The organism is Halorussus pelagicus, from assembly GCF_004087835.1.
Classification (GTDB): domain Archaea; phylum Halobacteriota; class Halobacteria; order Halobacteriales; family Haladaptataceae; genus Halorussus; species Halorussus pelagicus.
In genome coordinates, this window is sequence record NZ_CP035119.1 from 2,520,552 (window position 1) to 2,538,109 (window position 17,558).

The window sequence follows — 17,558 nt, forward strand, 5'->3', positions numbered from 1 at the left end:
TCTACAATCTTCGACCGAATGACCGACACAGAGACGCTCGGCGTCGTCGGCGGGGGACAGCTCGGTCGGATGCTGGCGGAGGCGGCCGCGCCGCTCGGAGTCGAGGTGGTCGTCCTCGACCCCACGCCCGAGTGCCCGGCCTCGCCGGTCGCCCGCGACCAAATCGTCGGCGAGTTCGACGACGAAGAGGGCGTCCGAGAGTTGGCCGCGCGCGCGGACTACGTGACCTACGAAATCGAGTTGGCCGACCCGGACCTGCTCGCGGCGGTCGAAGACGAGTACGACGTGCCCGTCAACCCCGACCCCGAGACGCTCCGGACGATTCAGGACAAGTTGGTGCAAAACGAGGCCCTGCGGGACGCCGGGGTTCCGGTGCCCGAGTTCCGGCGAGTCGGCGACCGCGAGGAGTTGGACGCCGCCGTCGAGCAGTTCGGCTACCCCGTCATGCTCAAGGCCCGCGAGGGCGGTTACGACGGCCGAGGTAACGTCCCGATAACCGACCCGAGCGAGGCAGACGACGCGCTCGATGCGGTCTCCGGCGGCGCGGTGGTCGAGGAGTTCGTGGACTTCGAGCGCGAGGTCTCGGTCATCGGCGTGAAGGGCGCGGACGGCGAGACGGCCGCCTTCCCGCTGGGCGAGAACGTCCACCGCGAGGAGATTCTGCGCGAGACGGTCGTTCCCGCCCGGACGAGCGAGACCGTCGCCGAGCGCGCCCGCGAGGTGGCCGAGGACGTGCTGGCGATGCTGTCGGGACGGGGCGTCTACGGCATCGAGCTGTTCGAGACGAGCGAGGGTGAGATTCTGGTCAACGAAATCGCCCCGCGGCCCCACAACTCGGGCCACTACACTATCGAGGGCGCGCTGACCTCCCAGTTCGAACAGCACGTCCGCGCCGTGACGGGGCGACCGCTCGGCGCGACCGACCTCCGGAGTCCCACGGTGTCGGCGAACCTGCTCGGTGGGGGCGACGAGCGCAGACCCGCCGACTGGTCGGGCGACGACGCGATTTTGCGCCATCCGGGCGCGAGTCTCCACTGGTACGGCAAACACGAGGTCTACCCCCTGCGGAAGATGGGCCACTTCACGGTCGTCGGCGACCGTGAGGAGAACGATGCGAGCGGCGAGGGCACGACGACCGACCGCCTGCTCGATACGGCGCGCGACCTGCGCGACGAGGTGACTTTCGAATGAGCGAGACCAAACTCCAGACACTCATCGACGACCTGCGAGCGGAGGCACAGCGCGACAGAGACCCCGAGAAGACGCCCGACATCGGCATCGTGATGGGGAGCGACTCGGACCTCGACGTGATGGCGGGGTCTGCGGACGGCCGACCCGGAGCCTACGACGCGCTGACGGAACTCGGCTTCGAGGAAGTGACCGACTACGACGACCCGCCGGAAGCGCGGTTCACCTTCGAGACCTACGTGGTCTCGGCCCATCGGACGCCCGAGTTAATGTACGCCTACGCCGAGACCGCCGAGGAGCGCGGTCTCGATGTCATCATCGCGGGCGCTGGCGGCAAGTCCGCCGACCTGCCGAACATGACCGCCTCGCTGGCCTACCCGCTTCCGGTCATCGGCGTCCCGGTCCAAGAGAAGTCTCTGCCCTCCGTCGTCGGGATGCCACAAGGCGCACCGCTTGTCGCGGTTGACGCGGGCAAGTCGTTCAACGCGGCGCTGTCGGCGGTTCAGATTCTCTCGCGCCAGCACGAGGCGTTGCGCGAGGAACTGGTCGCGTACCACGACGACTTGCAGGAGGGCGTCGCCGACGTATCCCGACGACTCCACGAGGAGGGGACGCCGGGGTTCCGCGAATCGGAGGAGTGACCGACTCGCACGCAATCGCCACTTGATTTCTTCGCGTGCGGGCGCGACGCCGCGGCGTCGAGAGCCGACCGACCCGACCCCGTATCCGACGGTCCGGACCGTTCCGCCCGGCATTTCGGCGGTGTGGTCGGGTTAACGTCAGCGAATCGGTATCGCGCTGTGACGGTTCCGAGAAGGCTCCCACTCGGAACACCGATTCCGAGTAGAAATATCCGGTTTCCCGACAGAATCTGTCAATCCGACGAACGGGGTGTGAGGCGGCCAGATTCGTCCGAATCGGAAGAATCAACGCTTATGAGGGTGCGCTCATAATCTCGGGATGGTAGGAGAATATCGGCATGAATCCATGGATAGCTATTGGCGCGTTAGCGCTGGTGGGGCTGTTGATACCGTTCGGGATGATGACGGTGTCCAGCCTGCTCCGGCCGACCGTGCCCGAGAAAGGTAAATACGCCACCTACGAGAGCGGCGAAGTGCCGACGGGCGGCACGCGAATCCGATTCAACATACAGTACTACATGGTCGCGTTGCTGTTCGTCGTCTTCGACATCGAGACCGTCCTCATCTTCCCTTGGACGGTTATCTACAGGAACGCGGTCTCGATGGAGAGCGTCGGCCTGATGGGAGCCTTGTTCCCGATGCTTGTGTTTGTCGGCATTCTCATCGTCGGTCTCGGCTGGGCGTGGCGTAACGGTGCCGTACGGTGGGTTCGCAACCCCGACCGTTCGCAACGGAGCGTGGATAGATAATGAGTAACGAACCACGGGACACGATTCACAGTAGTACAGACCCACAGACAAAGACCCGCGAAGCCCGGATGTCGGGCGTGGACAACCGGTTTAACTCGAAGCTTCGGGAGGCGTTCGGCTCGACGCCGTTCATCCTCACGAAGTTCGACAAGTTCATGAACTGGGTCCGGGGCTCGTCGATGTTCATGCTGCAGTTCGGTATCGCTTGCTGCAGCATCGAGATGATGCACACCTACGCGGTCAAGCACGACCTCGACCGATTCGGGTCGGGCGTGCCCCGCGCGTCGCCCCGACAGGCCGACGTGATGATCGTTCCGGGGACCATCGTCTCGAAGTTCGCCCCCCGGATGAAGCGGGTCTACGACCAGATGCCCGAGCCCAAGTTCGTCGTCAACATGGGGTCGTGTGCCATCTCCGGCGGCCCGTTCCAAGAGGGCTACAACGTCATCAAGGGTGCCGAGGAGGTCATCCCGGTGGACATCCACGTCCCCGGTTGTCCGCCCCGCCCCGAGGCGCTCATCTACGGCGTCGTGAAGATGCAAGAGCGCATCGCCAACGGCGAGACCTCGCCGGTGACGGTCAAGCCCTACGAGTTGGAGCAGTTCGGCGACCTCGAACGCGACGAACTCATCGACACGCTCGCAGACGACATCGACGAGGAAACCCTCGTCATGCGCTACAACTGGGCTGATTCACCATGAGTTCCCAAGAGAAAGCACCCGAGGGAGACCTTCCGCAGGTCGAGGGCGTCGATTACGACGCCATCGAGTCCCTGCTCGGTGAGCACGTTCTCGGACGCGAGACCCACCTCAATGCCGAGGGGTTCGTCGTCCGACCGGACGAGGTCGAGGAGACGCTCGAACTCCTCCGCGAGGAGGCCGGGTTCGATCATCTCTCGATGGTCACCGCGCAGGACTACGAAGACCGCTACGAGAGCGTCTATCACCTCAAGAAGTACGACGACCCGACCCAAGAGGTCAGCGTCGTCGTGCCCACCGACCCGGAGAATCCGACCAGCGAGTCGGCGGCGTCGGTGTACAAGACCGCAGAGTGGCACGAACGGGAGGCGTACGACCTCGTCGGCATCGACTACGAGAACCACCCGGACATGCGGCGCATCCTCCTGCCCGAGACGTGGCAGGGCCACCCGCTGAGTTCCAACTACGATCAGGACAAGCCCCAGATCGTCACGCTGCAGGAACACGTCAACCCCATCGCCGAGAACCAGCGGGGCACCGACTCCGAGTCGGACACGATGTTCCTCAACATCGGTCCCCACCACCCCGCGACGCACGGCGTCCTGCACGTCAAGACGGTGCTGGACGGCGAGCAGGTCGTGGACGTGGACCCCGACATCGGCTATCTGCACCGCTGTGAGGAGCAGATGTGCCAGAACGGGACCTACCGCCACCAGATTATGCCGTACCCCGACCGGTGGGACTACGCTTCGGCGGGCCTGCTCAACGAGTGGGCCTACGCCCGCGTGGCGGAGGACTTGAACGACATCGAGGTGCCCGAGTACGCCCAGATAATCCGGACGATGAGCGCCGAGCTGTGTCGCATCGCGTCGCACATGCTCGCGCTCGGAACGTTCTGTCTGGACATCTACGGCGACTTCACGGCCATATTCATGTACGCCATGCGCGACCGCGAGAAAATCCAGAACATTCTGGAGGACTTGACCGGCCAGCGCATGATGTTCAACTACTTCCGGCTCGGCGGAGTCGTCTGGGATCTGCCCGAACCCCGCGAGGAGTTCTTCGAGCAGATTCGGGACTTCATGGACGAACTCCCCGAAACTCTCGAAGAGTACCACGACCTCATCACGGGCAACGAGATTCTCCAGAAGCGGACCATCGGCACCGGCGTCCTCGACGCCGAGACCGCGAAGGAGTACGGCTGTACGGGACCGGTCGCCCGCGGATCGGGCGTCGATTACGACCTGCGCCGCGACGACTCCTACGGCTACTACGACGAACTCGACTGGGACGTTATCACCGAGGACGGCGGCGACAACTTCGCGCGACTGCTCGTCCGGATGCGCGAGGTCGAAGAGTCCGCCAAGATAATCACCCAGTGTGTCGATCTGCTCGAAGACTGGCCCGAGGACGAGCGCAACATTCAGGCGAACGTCCCCCGGACGCTCAAGCCCGACCCGGACACCGAGGTCTACCGCGCCGTCGAAGGCGCGAAGGGCGAACTCGGCATCTACATCCGGTCGGACGGCACCGACAAGCCCGGCCGGTTCAAGATTCGGAGTCCGTGTTTCAACAACCTCCACTCGCTGGAGGCGATGGCCGAGGGCGAGTACGTGCCCGACCTCGTCGCGGCGCTGGGTAGCCTCGACGTGATTCTCGGGGAGGTGGACCGTTGATGTTCGTCCCGCTGCAGGCCGAACCGACCCTGCTCCCCGAGACTATCGGGAAGGTGCTTTTCGGCTCCGAGATGGCCATCTGGCAGGAGGCCATCGCGGCGTTCCTTGGCGCGTTCCTCATCGCAAACATCATGCTGGCGAACGCCGGGGTCGCCGGACCGTGGGCCAAGCGGAAGATAACCGCGGCGTTCACCGATCGCATCGCGGTTGACCGCATCGGACCGTTCGGTCTCCTCATCATTCCGGCCGCGGCGGTCCAGCTGATGGCGAAGGAACTCATCATCCCGGACGGCGCTGACCGACCGGCCTACGACCTCGCGCCAATCGTGCTGGCGGGGTCGGCGCTGGTCGGGTTCGCGGTCATCCCGATGGGTTCGATCTTCGGAATCAATCTTCAGCTCGCCGACCCCGAAACCGGGTTGGCCTACGTTTTCGCGGTCGCGTCCATCGCCACGCTCGCGCTGACGATGGCGGGCTACTCCTCGAACAACAAATACTCGCTGATGGGTGGTCTGCGGGCCATCGCGCAGAACATCGCTTACGAGATTCCGCTGGTCGTCACGGCGGCGTCGGTCGTGCTGTTCACGGGGACGCTCCAGACGAGCGAAATCGTCGCACAGCAGGCCGAACCGCTCGTGACGATTGCCGGTGTCACGATTCCGTCGTGGTTCGCGTTCGTGAACCCCTTCGCGTTCGTCCTGTTCATGGTCGCAAACCTCGCGGAAGTCGGGCGTAACCCGTTCGACATCCCGGAAGCGCCGACCGAAATCGTCGCCGGGTACATGACCGAGTATTCCAGTATTTACTTCGTCCTGTTCTACATGGGCGAGTTCATCCACATCTTCCTCGGTGGTGCCATCGTGGCGACGGTGTTCCTCGGCGGTCCGTCCGGGCCGATTCTGCCGGGATTCATCTGGTTCATTATCAAGATATGGGCCGTCTTCCTGTTCACCCAGTGGGCGCGGTCGGCAGTTCCCCGCGTCCGCATCGACCAACTCATCGAAATCGGCTGGAAGGGTATGCTCGTGTTGAGCTTCGTTAACCTCGTCCTGACGGCCGTCATCGTTGGGGTGATGCTCTAATGATCGGAGTCCTCAAATCAATGGCGACGACGCTGAAGCACGCACTGGACGGGTCCACGTTCACGGTCGAGTACCCCGACGTGGCACCCGAAGTAAGCCCCCGATTCCGCGGGGTCCACAAGTTCAGCCAAGAGCGCTGCATCTGGTGTCGCCAGTGCGAGAACGTCTGTCCGAACGACACGATTCAGATCGTTCAGGACGACCAGCGCAACGGCGAGCAGTACAACCTCCACATCGGACAGTGCATCTACTGTCGGCTGTGCGAGGAGGTCTGCCCGGTGGACGCCATCCTGCTCACCGAGAACTTCGAGTTCACGGGCGACACCAAAGACGACCTCGTGTACAACAAAGAGCAGCTAAAGAACGTCCCGTGGTACAAGGACATGGACCCCCTCGAATCCCGCGAACCCGACCGGGGCGCGTGGATCGGCGAGGGCGAGGGCGAGGTGGACTACCAGTAAGTCCGTCTCGAAACGTTAAAAGGACGAATACGAGAACTTCAAGGTGACTGAAATGGTATACGAACTACTAACGTTCGGGCTGTTCGCTCTCGTCACGATAGCGAGTAGTCTGGGCGTCGTCCTGGTGCGGGACGTGTGGCACTCCGCGTTACTGCTGGGTGTCGCGTTGCTCTCCGTCGCGGTTCACTACGTGATGTTACAGGCGGAGTTCCTCGCGGCTATGCAGGTACTCGTCTACGTGGGCGGAGTGCTCATCCTCATCACGTTCGCCGTGATGCTCACGCGCCAGGCTACGACAGATGAACAGAACGAGGAGGTGACCGACGTATGAGTGATTACAACGACGACAGAGGTCGGAAGTTGCCCGGCATCGCCGCGCTCGCGCTCTTCGCAGTGATGGCGTGGGTCTTCGTCGGCGCGAACTTCGGCGACGCTGCCGGATTCCCCGAAGGCGCGTCCGTCGTGGCCAGCATCGGCTACGCGATGTTCAACATTCAGGCCCCCAACGCGATTCCGAGCGAGGGCTTTCTGGTGGCGTTTATCCTCATCGCGGTGGTGCTGGACGCGGCGCTCGACGGCGCAGTGTTGCTAGCCAGCCGCGAAGAGGACGGCCAAATCGTCTCGGCGCTCCGCTCGGGCGCGGTCGAGCAGGAGTCTGCAGACGGTGAAGTCGTCGCGGACGGTGGCGAGAGAACCGACGGAGGTGAGCAGTGATGGTTCCGGCTCAGTATTACCTCCTGCTCTCGGCCGCCGTGTTCGCAATCGGCGTGTTCGGCATTCTGACTCGCCGGAACGCGCTGCTGTTCCTGATGAGCGTGGAGTTGCTGTTGAACGCGGCGAACATCAACCTCGTCGCGTTCTCGAACTACCACGGCAACCTGACGGGCCAGACGTTCAGCCTGTTCACGCTCGCGCTGGCGGCCGCGGAGGTCGCGGTCGGTATCGGCATCATCCTCGTGTTGTATCGTAATTTCAAGGACGTGGACGTAACCGAAGCGACGACGATGAGGTGGTAAACGTATGGCAGCACTCCCCTTCGAACTGGCACCGGTCATCGCGGCCCTGCCGTTCGTATCGTTCCTGATCGCGTTGCTCGTCGGAGCGTTCGCTCCGCGACTGCTCCCGAAGGGCGGGGCAATTCCGGGCATCCTCGCCACGGCTGGCTCGCTCCTGCTGTCGGTGTGGGCGTTCGTGGCCGTTCGCGGCACTTCCGACGGCATGTACCACGAGTACGTGACGTGGGTTGCGGGCGCGGGCGAAGCCACGTTCGACCTGCATCTGGGCGTTCTACTCGACCCGCTCTCGACGATGATGCTCATCATCGTCTCGCTGGTCGCGCTGCTCGTCCACATTTTCAGCCTCGGCTACATGAACGACGAGGGCGAGACGGGCCTGCCCCGCTACTACGGCGGACTGGGCCTGTTCACCGCGAGCATGCTCTCGTTCGTCTTCGCGGACAACCTGCTCATGGCGTTCATGTTCTTCGAGCTGGTGGGTCTCTGTTCGTGGCTCCTCATCGGCTTCTGGCAGAGCGACGACGGCCCGCCGAGCGCGGCGAAGAAGGCGTTCCTCGTCACTCGATTCGGGGACTACTTCTTCCTCATCGGCGTCGTCGGCGTCTTCGCCACCTTCGGCACGTCGATGTTCGTCGGTAGCGAGAGCCTCCATTCGTTCCCCCACGTCGCCGAACAGGCTCTGCTCGGTGAGAGCGTCGAGGTGACGACCTACCTCGGACTCGACCCGCAGGCGTGGTTCGCAGTCCTCGGACTGCTTATCCTCGGCGGCGTCGTCGGCAAGTCCGCGCAGTTCCCCCTGCATACGTGGCTGCCCGACGCCATGGAGGGTCCGACCCCCGTTTCCGCGCTCATTCACGCGGCGACGATGGTCGCGGCGGGCGTCTTCCTCGTCGCGCGCATCTACGGGTTCTACGCCCTGCTACCGCAGGTGTTGGCCCTCATCGCGTTCATCGGCGGCTTCACGGCCCTGTTCGCGGCGACGATGGGCGTCGTCAAGAAGGAGATAAAGCAGGTGCTGGCGTACTCGACCATCTCCCAGTACGGCTACATGATGCTCGGACTGGGCGCTGGCGGCTACGTCGCCGCCTCCTTCCACCTGATGACCCACGCCTTCTTCAAGGCGCTGCTGTTCCTCGGTGCGGGGTCGGTCATCATCGCAATGCACCACAACGAGAACATGTGGGACATGGGCGGTCTGAAAGACCGGATGCCCGTGACCTACTACGCGTTCCTCTCGGGGTCGCTCGCGCTCGCGGGCATCGTCCCGTTCTCGGGCTTCTGGTCGAAGGACGAAATCCTCTACGAGGCGCTCGTCCACGGTCTCAACAGCCCGATACTGCTCGCAGCCTACGCGATGGGCCTGCTCGCGGTGTTCTTCACCGGGTTCTACACCTTCCGGATGGTCGCGCTGACCTTCCACGGTGAACCCCGGAGCGACACCGCGCGGGACCCCCACGGCGTTCGCTGGAACGTGAAGGGACCGCTCGCGGCCCTCGGGACGCTCGCGGCTGTCGCTGGCGTCGCAAACCTGCTTCCGGTCCAGAAGGTGTTGGGCGTGGAGAACATCGACTTCCTCCACCAGTGGCTCGACGCCGGTCCGGAGGCGCTGTCGGCTCACCACTACGGTGAACTGACGCACGACTTCGCGCACTACTCGGCCGGATACGTCGGTTCGGAGGTCACGACGGTTCTCCTCGGTGCGGGCGTCTCGCTCGCACTCGCGCTCGCGGGTGCCGGACTCGCGTGGAAGCTCTACGCGGTGCCGGACCCCAAGGAGCACACCGACAAACTGGGCGGCGCGAAGACAGTGTTGTTCAACAACTACTATCAAGACGAGTATCAGGTCTGGCTGGCGACCGGCTTCACCCTGCCGCTGGCCCGCGCCGCGGACAAGTTCGACCAAGGCGTCATCGACGGCGTCGTGGACGGCGTCTCCAGCGTGAGCCTGTTCGGCGGGAGCCGCATCAAGCGCATCCAGACCGGCGTAGTGTCGAACTACGCCTTCCTGCTGACGGCGAGTTTCGTCGTCTTGCTCGTCGTTATCGGACTCGTGGGAGGTTGGTTCTGAATGTGGATTGAAGCACTCATCGCGGTGACGCTGGCGAGCGCGTTCGCGGTGTTCCTCGCCCCGAACAAGGTGGCGAGCAAGCTCGCGTTCGCGCTCAGCCTGCTCCCGCTCGCCGGGAGTCTCTGGATGTACAGTACGTACGAGGCCAGCGGTAACGCCCTGTTGGCGGGCAGCGAACTGGCCTTCGAGACGAACTTCGAGTGGGTCACTGCCGGACCCTACACGCTGAACTGGCACGTCGGACTCGACGGCATCAGTATGCCGCTGGTCGCGCTGACCACGGTGCTCACGTCGCTGGCCCTGCTGGCGTCGTGGACGCCCATCGACGAGCGCCAGAGCCAGTTCTACGGGCTGATGCTGTTCCTCGAGGCCAGCCTGCTGGGCGTCTTCTCGGCGCTCGACTTCTTCCAGTGGTTCGTCTTCTGGGAGATGGTGCTGGTTCCGATGTACGTCCTCATCGGCGTCTGGGGCGGTCCGCGCCGCAAGTACGCCGCAATCAAGATGTTCGTCTACACGAACATCGCCTCGCTCGTGATGTTCATCGGGTTCATCGCGCTGGTGTTCGGACTCGGCGACTCGGTGACGAGTCTCGACATGCCCGCTATCGCCCAAGCGCTTCGCGCGGGCGAACTCGGCGGTCTCGGACCGCTCACCGCGGGCACGCTGAAGGTGGCGGCGTTCGTCGCCATGTTCGTCGGCTTCGCGGTGAAGGTTCCGATCGTCCCGTTCCATACGTGGCTGCCGGACGCCCACGTCGAGGCCCCGACGCCGGTGTCGATTATGCTGGCGGGGGTCCTGCTGAAGATGGGTACCTACGCGCTGCTCCGGTTCAACTTCACAATGTTGCCGGACGTTGCCCAGAACAATGCGCCAATTATCGCGCTGTTTGCGGTGATTAGCGTCATCTACGGCGCGATGCTGGCGCTGGCCCAGACCGACCTCAAGCGCATCGTGGCGTACTCCTCGGTCTCCTCGATGGGGTACGTCATCCTCGGACTCGTGGCGTACACGCTCTACGGCATGGGCGGTGCGACCTTCCAGATGGTCGCCCACGGTCTCATCTCGGGGCTGATGTTCATGTCGGTCGGCGTCATCTACAACACGACTCACACCCGGATGGTCTCGGACATGTCCGGGCTGGCGAGCAAGATGCCGTTCACCGTCGCGGTGTTCGTCGCGGGCGCGTTCGGATATATGGGCCTGCCGCTGATGGCTGGCTTCGCCGCGGAGCTGTTCATCTTCCTCGGCTCGTTCGGCGCGTTCGCTGGCTCGGTGTGGTTCACGGCCGCCGCGATGTTCGGCATCGTCGTGGTCGCGGGCTACCTGCTGTTCGCCATGCAGCGCACGCTGTTCGGGACCTTCGAGACTGAGACGGACTACGAGGTCGGTCCGGCCGCGTTCCACGACGTGGCTCCGCTCGTGGTCCTCATCCTGCTGGTCATCCTGTTGGGCGTGGACCCGAACATCTTCTACACGATGATTCAGGACGCAGTGAATCCGCTGGTTCCGGCGGCCGGAGGTGGTGTATAGATGGCGGTGCAACTTCCGACGTGGACGGCGCTCGCACCCGCCTACGCGTTCGCGGCGACAGCGCTCCTGCTGTTCATCATCGATAGCATCGACCCCGGCTCCGAGAACCGGCCGCTAATTGCGGGAACCGCGACTCTCGGGTCGCTCGCCGCCGCGGGCGTCTCGGCGTGGTATCTGCTGGCTGGCACGGGGACAGAGCCGATTCGACTCTACGCGAACTCGGTCGTCGTGGACTCGATGAGCCTGTTCTTCGCGTTCGTCTTTGCGAGCGTGACCGTGCTGGTCTGTGCGGCCAGCTACGACTACATGCGCGACCACTCCTATCAGGCCGAATACTACGCGCTCGTCATGCTGGCGGCGACGGGGATGACGATGATGGCGACCGCGAACAGTCTCGCGGTCGTGTTCATCAGCCTCGAACTCTCCAGCCTGCCGTCGTTCGCGCTGGTCGCCATCCTCAAGAAGAACCGCGGGAGCGTCGAGGCAGGACTGAAATACTTCCTCGTCGGCGCGCTCTCGTCGTCTATCCTCGCCTACGGTATCAGTCTGGTCTACGCGGTGACCGGATCGCTCCTGTTGCCCGAGGTCGCCAACGCGGTCGGCGAAACCGACCTGACTGGCGTCCTCGGTATCGGGATACTGATGATACTGGGCGGGTTCTCGTACAAGGTCTCGGCGGTGCCGTTCCACTTCTGGGCACCCGAGGCCTACGAGGGCGCACCCGCGCCCATCTCGGCGTTCCTCTCGTCAGCCTCGAAGGCCGCCGGGTTCGCCGTGGCGTTCCGCGTGTTCATCGTCGCGTTCCCCGTTGACCAGTTGGTCACGAGCGCGACTGCGGGCGTTGACTGGGTCCTCGCGGCCCAGATTCTGGCGGTCGTGACGATGACGCTGGGCAACTTCGCGGCCGCGACCCAGGACACGGTCAAGCGCATGCTCGCGTACTCCTCTATCGGTCACGCGGGCTACGTCCTCATCGCGCTCGCCGCGCTATCGGGCGGTAGCGACCAGTTCGTGCTGGCAGGCGGGATGGCCCACCTGCTCGTCTACGGGTTCATGAACACGGGCGCGTTCCTGTTCATCGCCCTGACCGAGTATTGGTCCATCGGCCGAAAGTTCGAGGACTTCAACGGACTGGCCGCGCGGGCACCGTTCGCCTGCGTCGCCATGACCGTCTTCCTGTTCAGCCTCGCGGGACTTCCGCCGTTCGGCGGCTTCATGAGTAAATACTTCCTGTTCGCGGGCGCGGTCCGCGCAGGGTTCTGGTGGCTCGCCGCGGTCGGTGCCATCAACAGCGCGCTGTCGCTGTACTACTACTCGCGGGTCGTCAAGGCGATGTGGATAGAGGACCCGGTGGGCGAGTTCGACATCGAGTCCAAGCCCGTCGGTCTCTACGCCGCGCTGTCCGCGGCCGCCGTCGTGACCGTCCTGCTCCTGCCCGGATTCGGTTCGGTTTGGCAGTACGCGACCGACGCCGCCGCCGCGCTCGTGGCGTAATCGACGCCACCGTCTTCGATTCGACGATTCGCGGTTCATTTTTCTGACGCCGACCTCCGAGACGCGTCTCTCGACGCTCCGAAGTGCGCTGAAACGCCCGACGCCGCGCGAAGGCGGGCGGTAGACGGTAGACTTTAGGCCGCGCAACAGAAAGCCGCGGATAGAATGGTTTCGCGGCTGGTACTGGGGTGTGGAACCGTCGGTCAGACCCTCGTGGAGGCGATAGCCGACGGCGAAAGCAACATGTTGGTCGTTGACGACGCCGAGAGCCGCGTCGATGCGCTCCGTGAGGAAGGCGTCTCGGCGACCGTCGGTGATCCGACCGACCCCGAGGCGATGCGAGAGAGCGTTGACGGGGCCGACGTGGTCGTGGTCGCCAACCGAGAACCCGAGACCAATCGGCAGGCCGCCGAACTCGCGGTCGAGTTGTTCCCCGAGGCGTACGTCATCGGCTACCTCGGCGAGGGGTGTGGTCCCGGCCAGCGCGAGCGTATCGAGACGCTCTCGGACCACGTCATCGACCCGACGCAGGCGTTGGTCGAACAGGTGCTGGCGGTCACGCTCGGCGAGTACGCGATTCGGACCGTCAACCTCCGGCGGACGATTCGGCGAATCGACGGTACCTTGGCGGTGTTCATGCACGACAACCCGGACCCCGACGCCATCGCCAGCGCCGTCGCGCTGTGTCGGGTCGCCGAGGCGGTCGGTACCGAGGCGGTTCCCTGCTACTTCGGCGACATTTCCCATCAGGAGAACCGGGCCTTCGTCAACCTGCTGGAGTTGGACCTCCGGAACTTCGCGGCCGACGAGGCGGTCGATCCCGAGGAGTTCGCCGGTATCGCGCTGGTCGATCACTCCCGGCCGGGCGTCAACGACCAACTGCCCGAAGACACCGCCATCGACATCGTCGTCGATCACCACCCACCCAAAGAGCCGCCGGAAGCCGAGTTCGTGGACCTCCGAAGCGACGTGGGCGCGACCTCGACCCTGCTTGCCGAACACATCCAGCGCCTCGGTATCGACTTCTCGGAAGACGTTGCGACCGGCCTGCTGTACGGCATCCGTGTCGATACCAAGGACTTCTCGCGCGAGGTCTCGACCGCCGACTTCGAGGCGGCCTCCCACCTGCTTCCCCACGCCAACGTCGGGACGCTGGAGCGCGTCGAGAGTCCGTCGGTCAGCGCCGACACTTTCGAGACAATCTCTCGTGCTATCCGGAACCGGCGCGTCGAGGGAACGGTGCTGGCGACTTGCGTCGGGGCGCTGTCGGACCGCGACGCCCTCGCGCAGGCGGCCGACCACCTGCTCAACATGGAGTCGATAACGACGACGCTGGTCTACGGGTTCCGCGACGGCACGGTCTACGTCTCGGCGCGCGCCCGCGGCACCGACATCGACCTCGGCGGGACGCTCCGGTCGGCGTTCGGCCAGATCGGAAGCGCGGGCGGCCACGCCGACATGGCTGGTGCCCAGATTCCGCTCGGCCTGCTCGGCGAGGTCGAAGACGAGGAGGAGGCGTCGCTGACAAGCGTCGTCAGCGAGGTCATCACCGACCGCTTCTTCGAGACGATTCAGTCGCTACCGGAGGACGACGGCGAGTACGCTCCCGGCGGTGAGGCGAACTTCGAGGCGACGGTCGTGGACCCCGAGAACTGACGGTCAGGTCATCTCAAGCGCGCCGATGCGCGCGCAGGCGAGCATGGCGACCAGAAACTTTGTCGGAGACGGAGTCGTCGCGGCACGGTCGGCGGCGACGTGGCCACGATAGTTCCGCGAGTTCAGTTCAGCGTCTCGACTTCGTCGGTCAGGTCCTCCGCCCCGTCCACCGGCCCTCTGACGAACAGACCGTGGGCGATGAGCAGGGCCGCGGCCACGCCCGCGAGGGTGACTGCGGTCGGGAGCGCGAGCGGCGTCAAGACGCCGATTCCGGTCCCCACCGCCATCGTGGCGAAGATGGCGACCAGAACGAGGTCGTAGTACTGGACGGTGTAGCTCATAGAGAAGCTAACGCGATACTCTTGGAAGAACATTGTGCTTAGCGTGGGCAGGCTCTTTCCGACTGAGTTAGGATCACTCCCTTGCCGTCGTCTTGTATACGGACGACGACGCTCAAACAGTCGCTTTCTTCCGGATTTTCGAGCGTTCGTTGTCGCCACGGACCATCGTCTATTTTTATGGCGACAGTGTGTTTCCCAGAGTCTTTTTCCCAGCCATCGGATAAGACGTAACCGCCTGTAACTTCGTCTTTCTGTGCACTCGCGGTCCGTTGGTCAGCAAAAATGACTGAATCTTCCCGAAGAAGGACGATACTCACTTCGTGCCGTTTTTCATTGGAATTTATAACTCTGATAAATTCAATATTTGTTCTAGAATTATGTTCCATGAATGAAGTACAACCGCTAAGCGCGAGACTACCTGCGAAAGTCGTGGTGAGAAATCTCCTCCTTGTTTTCATCAATATACAGCTTCCTTCTTTCACTTCTTAAAATAAATGATGTTTAAATATGAGCTGGGAAACGGTCGTCAATTTGGAATTAGGAATGGTTGACGAGGTCGATGAAGTAGTCCCAGTCCCAGTTGTCGCCGGGGTCGGTGTGGGAACTGCCGGGAACTTGGTCGTGGCCGATGATGCCGCCCGTCTCGTTGTCTCCCGCGTTAGTAGGCACGTAGGTGGCGCGCTGTTTCGGGATGCCGTACTGCTCGCAGAGGTAGGCGACGAGGTCGGCCGACTTCTGGAGTTGGGCGTCCTCGTAGGTGCCGCTGACGTAGCCGCCGTGTTCGATGCCGACGGAGGACTGGTTGTAGCTCCAGTCGCCCGCGTGCCAGCCGACGTTGACCTCCGAGAGGCTCTGGTAGAGGTAGCCGTCTTCGGCGACGGTGAAGTGGGCGCTCACGTTGGCGTCGGGGTTCTGGAACCAGCTAACCGCACCGCTGGCCGACCCTTGGACCGTGTGAATGATGATCCAGTCGATCTCGGCTCCACCGCGGTTCGCACTCGTGTAGTTGCTGGAGTCGGCTGGCACCCACTCGACATCCGGCATGTCCGCCGCCGCGATTCCCGAGAGGGCACTCGCGCCAGCGAGACCGGCCGTGCTTGCCGCACCGAGCTTCTTGAGGAAGTTTCTTCTGGAACTCATGCGCATGAGAATAAGTGCAGCGACGAGTAATATAATTTTTTGATTTCTGAGTTAGAAATGAAATTGGTGCAGAGAAACGCCGCCAAGTCCCCACGGTCTCGTCCGAGCTATGCGACGTTAACCGTCTCCTGATAGCTCCCATACTCGGTCTCGAAGACCTGCATGATTTCGCCCATCGTCGCGTAGGCCTTCACCGCGTCGATGATGGCGGGCATCACGTTCTCGTCGGCGTCGATGGCGTCCTGTAACTCGCCGAGCGCGGACTCGACTTCCTCGTCGTCGCGCTCTTCCTTGACCTCGGCGAGGCGGTCGAGTTGGCGCTCTTGGGTCTCCTCGTCCACTTTGAGAATGTCGGGTTGGGTGTCCTCCTCGATTTCGTACTTGTTGACGCCGACGACGGTCTCCTCGCCCTCCTCGACGCGCTCTTGGTACTCGTAAGAGGCGTCCTGAATCTCGCGGTGGAAGTAGCCCCCCTCGATGCCCTCCAGCACGCCGTCGCGGACCGAGCCGTCGCCCATCTCCTTTATTTCCTCGATGTAGGCCATCGCCTTCTGCTCGGTCTCGTCGGTCAGGCTCTCGACGGCGAACGACCCGCCGAGCGGATCCGCGATGTCGGCCGCGCCCGACTCGTCGGCGATTATCTGCTGGGTCCGGAGCGCGACCCGGACGGCCTTCTCGGAGGGCAGGGCCAGCGCCTCGTCGAAGCTGTTGGTGTGGAGACTCTGAGTGCCGCCGAGGACGCCAGCCAAGGCCTGAATCGTCACGCGGACCACGTTGTTCAGCGGCTGTTGGGCGGTCAGACTCTGGCCCGCGGTCTGGGTGTGGAACTTGAGCTGTTTGCTGGCGTCCTTCTCGGCACCGTACCACTCGCCCATCACGTTCGAGTAGATGCGCCGCGCGGCGCGGAACTTGGCGACTTCCTCGAAGATGGAGTTGTGGGAGTTGAAGAAGAAAGACAACTGGGGCGCGAAGTCGTCCACGTCCATCCCGCGGTCGAGACAGTCCTCGACGTAGGCGAACCCGTCCGCGAGCGTGAACGCGAGTTCCTGAATCGCAGTCGAACCGGCCTCGCGGATGTGGTAGCCCGAGATGGAGACGGGCTTGATGTTCGGGGTTTCCTCGACGGCGAACTCGATGGTGTCGGTCACGATGTCCAGCGAGGGTTCGGGCGGGATAACCCACTCCTTCTGGGCGATGAACTCCTTGAGCATGTCGTTCTGGAGGGTCCCCCGAATCTCCTCGCGGGGGACGCCCTGCTGGTCGGCCAGCGCGATGTACATCGCGTAGATGACCGGCGCGGAGGGGTTGATGGTAAAGGAGGTCGAGACCTCATCGAGGTCGATGCCGTCGAACAGAATCTCCATGTCCTTGAGCGTGTCCACCGCGACGCCCTCCTTGCCGACCTCGCCGTCAGAGAGGGGGTCGTCGGAGTCTTTTCCCATCAAGCTCGGCATGTCGAACGCCGTCGAAAGACCGGTCTGGCCCTCGTCGATGAGGTAGTGGAATCGCTCGTTGGTCTCCTCTGCGGTGCCGAACCCAGCGAACTGGCGCATCGTCCACGTCCGACCGCGATACATCGTCGGGTACGGCCCGCGAGTGTACGGTTCCTCGCCGGGGAAGCCCAAGTCCTCGTCGTAGTCTACGTCGGCAACGTCCTCGGGGGTGTAGAGTCGGTCAACTTCGAGGTTCGACACCGTGGCGAACCGGTCTTTCCGCTCGCCGTACGCGTCGAGTACGGGGTCTAAGGTCTCCTCTTCCCACTCCTCTTTGGCGTCGCGTATCTCCGCGAGGTCGTCGTCGTCGTACATGATTGTAATA

Annotated in this window: 17 protein-coding genes; 14 read left to right on the forward strand and 3 right to left on the reverse strand. The window is 63.5% G+C overall.

Annotated features, from left to right (window positions below):
• Nucleotides 1–18 precede the first annotated feature (18 nt).
• The 14 genes from EP007_RS12765 (at nt 19) to EP007_RS12830 (ending at nt 14,259) form a co-directional block, all read left to right on the forward strand.
• Nucleotides 19–1,191 carry a 5-(carboxyamino)imidazole ribonucleotide synthase gene (locus tag EP007_RS12765; protein ID WP_128478019.1) on the forward strand — a complete coding sequence of 391 codons (1,173 nt, stop codon included), beginning with the start codon at nt 19–21 and terminating at the stop codon, nt 1,189–1,191.
• Nucleotides 1,188–1,829 carry a 5-(carboxyamino)imidazole ribonucleotide mutase gene (gene purE / locus EP007_RS12770; RefSeq protein WP_128478020.1) on the forward strand — a complete coding sequence of 214 codons (642 nt, stop codon included), beginning with the start codon at nt 1,188–1,190 and terminating at the stop codon, nt 1,827–1,829. Before EP007_RS12765 ends, purE begins: the two co-directional genes overlap by 4 nt.
• Before the next feature lie 338 nt (nt 1,830–2,167).
• Nucleotides 2,168–2,578: an NADH-quinone oxidoreductase subunit A gene (locus EP007_RS12775; RefSeq protein WP_128478021.1), complete on the forward strand. Its 411-nt coding sequence runs from the start codon at nt 2,168–2,170 to the stop codon at nt 2,576–2,578.
• Nucleotides 2,575–3,279, forward strand: coding sequence for an NADH-quinone oxidoreductase subunit B (locus EP007_RS12780; RefSeq protein ID WP_128478022.1), 705 nt, complete (start codon nt 2,575–2,577; stop codon nt 3,277–3,279). Before EP007_RS12775 ends, EP007_RS12780 begins: the two co-directional genes overlap by 4 nt.
• The gene (locus EP007_RS12785) at nt 3,276–4,952 is read left to right on the forward strand and encodes an NADH-quinone oxidoreductase subunit D (protein ID WP_128478023.1); all 1,677 of its coding nucleotides are present in this window, start codon (nt 3,276–3,278) and stop codon (nt 4,950–4,952) included. The genes EP007_RS12780 and EP007_RS12785 overlap by 4 nt, the downstream gene beginning before the upstream one ends.
• Entirely contained in the window at nt 4,952–6,034 is a 1,083-nt protein-coding gene (locus EP007_RS12790; protein ID WP_128478024.1) for a complex I subunit 1/NuoH family protein, read from the forward strand. The genes EP007_RS12785 and EP007_RS12790 overlap by 1 nt, the downstream gene beginning before the upstream one ends.
• Nucleotides 6,034–6,495: a NuoI/complex I 23 kDa subunit family protein gene (locus tag EP007_RS12795; protein WP_128478025.1), complete on the forward strand. Its 462-nt coding sequence runs from the start codon at nt 6,034–6,036 to the stop codon at nt 6,493–6,495. Before EP007_RS12790 ends, EP007_RS12795 begins: the two co-directional genes overlap by 1 nt.
• A 52-nt stretch (nt 6,496–6,547) precedes the next feature.
• On the forward strand, nt 6,548–6,826 hold the full coding sequence (locus EP007_RS12800; RefSeq protein WP_128478596.1) for an NADH-quinone oxidoreductase subunit J: 279 nt from the start codon (nt 6,548–6,550) through the stop codon (nt 6,824–6,826).
• Nucleotides 6,823–7,209 (forward strand): hypothetical protein, encoded by a 387-nt coding sequence (locus tag EP007_RS12805; RefSeq protein WP_128478026.1) that lies wholly within the window; start codon nt 6,823–6,825, stop codon nt 7,207–7,209. Before EP007_RS12800 ends, EP007_RS12805 begins: the two co-directional genes overlap by 4 nt.
• Nucleotides 7,209–7,511 carry an NADH-quinone oxidoreductase subunit NuoK gene (gene nuoK, locus EP007_RS12810; RefSeq protein ID WP_128478597.1) on the forward strand — a complete coding sequence of 101 codons (303 nt, stop codon included), beginning with the start codon at nt 7,209–7,211 and terminating at the stop codon, nt 7,509–7,511. The genes EP007_RS12805 and nuoK overlap by 1 nt, the downstream gene beginning before the upstream one ends.
• Before the next feature lie 4 nt (nt 7,512–7,515).
• Nucleotides 7,516–9,579: an NADH-quinone oxidoreductase subunit L gene (gene nuoL, locus EP007_RS12815; protein WP_128478027.1), complete on the forward strand. Its 2,064-nt coding sequence runs from the start codon at nt 7,516–7,518 to the stop codon at nt 9,577–9,579.
• Nucleotides 9,580–11,109 (forward strand): complex I subunit 4 family protein, encoded by a 1,530-nt coding sequence (locus tag EP007_RS12820; RefSeq protein WP_128478028.1) that lies wholly within the window; start codon nt 9,580–9,582, stop codon nt 11,107–11,109.
• Nucleotides 11,110–12,603, forward strand: a complete 1,494-nt coding sequence (locus tag EP007_RS12825) for an NADH-quinone oxidoreductase subunit N (protein ID WP_128478029.1) — start codon at nt 11,110–11,112, stop codon at nt 12,601–12,603. It begins immediately after the preceding gene.
• 165 nt (nt 12,604–12,768) lie between these two features.
• Nucleotides 12,769–14,259 carry a DHH family phosphoesterase gene (locus EP007_RS12830; RefSeq protein WP_128478030.1) on the forward strand — a complete coding sequence of 497 codons (1,491 nt, stop codon included), beginning with the start codon at nt 12,769–12,771 and terminating at the stop codon, nt 14,257–14,259.
• A 122-nt stretch (nt 14,260–14,381) separates the two neighbouring features.
• Here the strand turns inward: EP007_RS12830 and EP007_RS12835 are convergent, their stop codons facing one another.
• The 3 genes from EP007_RS12835 to EP007_RS12845 all read right to left on the reverse strand — a co-directional run bounded on the left by EP007_RS12835 (nt 14,382) and on the right by EP007_RS12845 (nt 17,548).
• Complete coding sequence (locus EP007_RS12835) at nt 14,382–14,600, reverse strand: hypothetical protein (protein ID WP_128478031.1); 219 nt, start codon at nt 14,598–14,600, stop codon at nt 14,382–14,384.
• Between the two features lie 537 nt (nt 14,601–15,137).
• On the reverse strand, nt 15,138–15,740 hold the full coding sequence (locus tag EP007_RS12840; RefSeq protein ID WP_128478032.1) for an N-acetylmuramoyl-L-alanine amidase: 603 nt from the start codon (nt 15,738–15,740) through the stop codon (nt 15,138–15,140).
• Nucleotides 15,741–15,847: 107 nt separating this feature from the next.
• Entirely contained in the window at nt 15,848–17,548 is a 1,701-nt protein-coding gene (locus tag EP007_RS12845; protein ID WP_128478033.1) for an acyl-CoA mutase large subunit family protein, read from the reverse strand.
• Nucleotides 17,549–17,558: the final 10 nt, after the last annotated feature.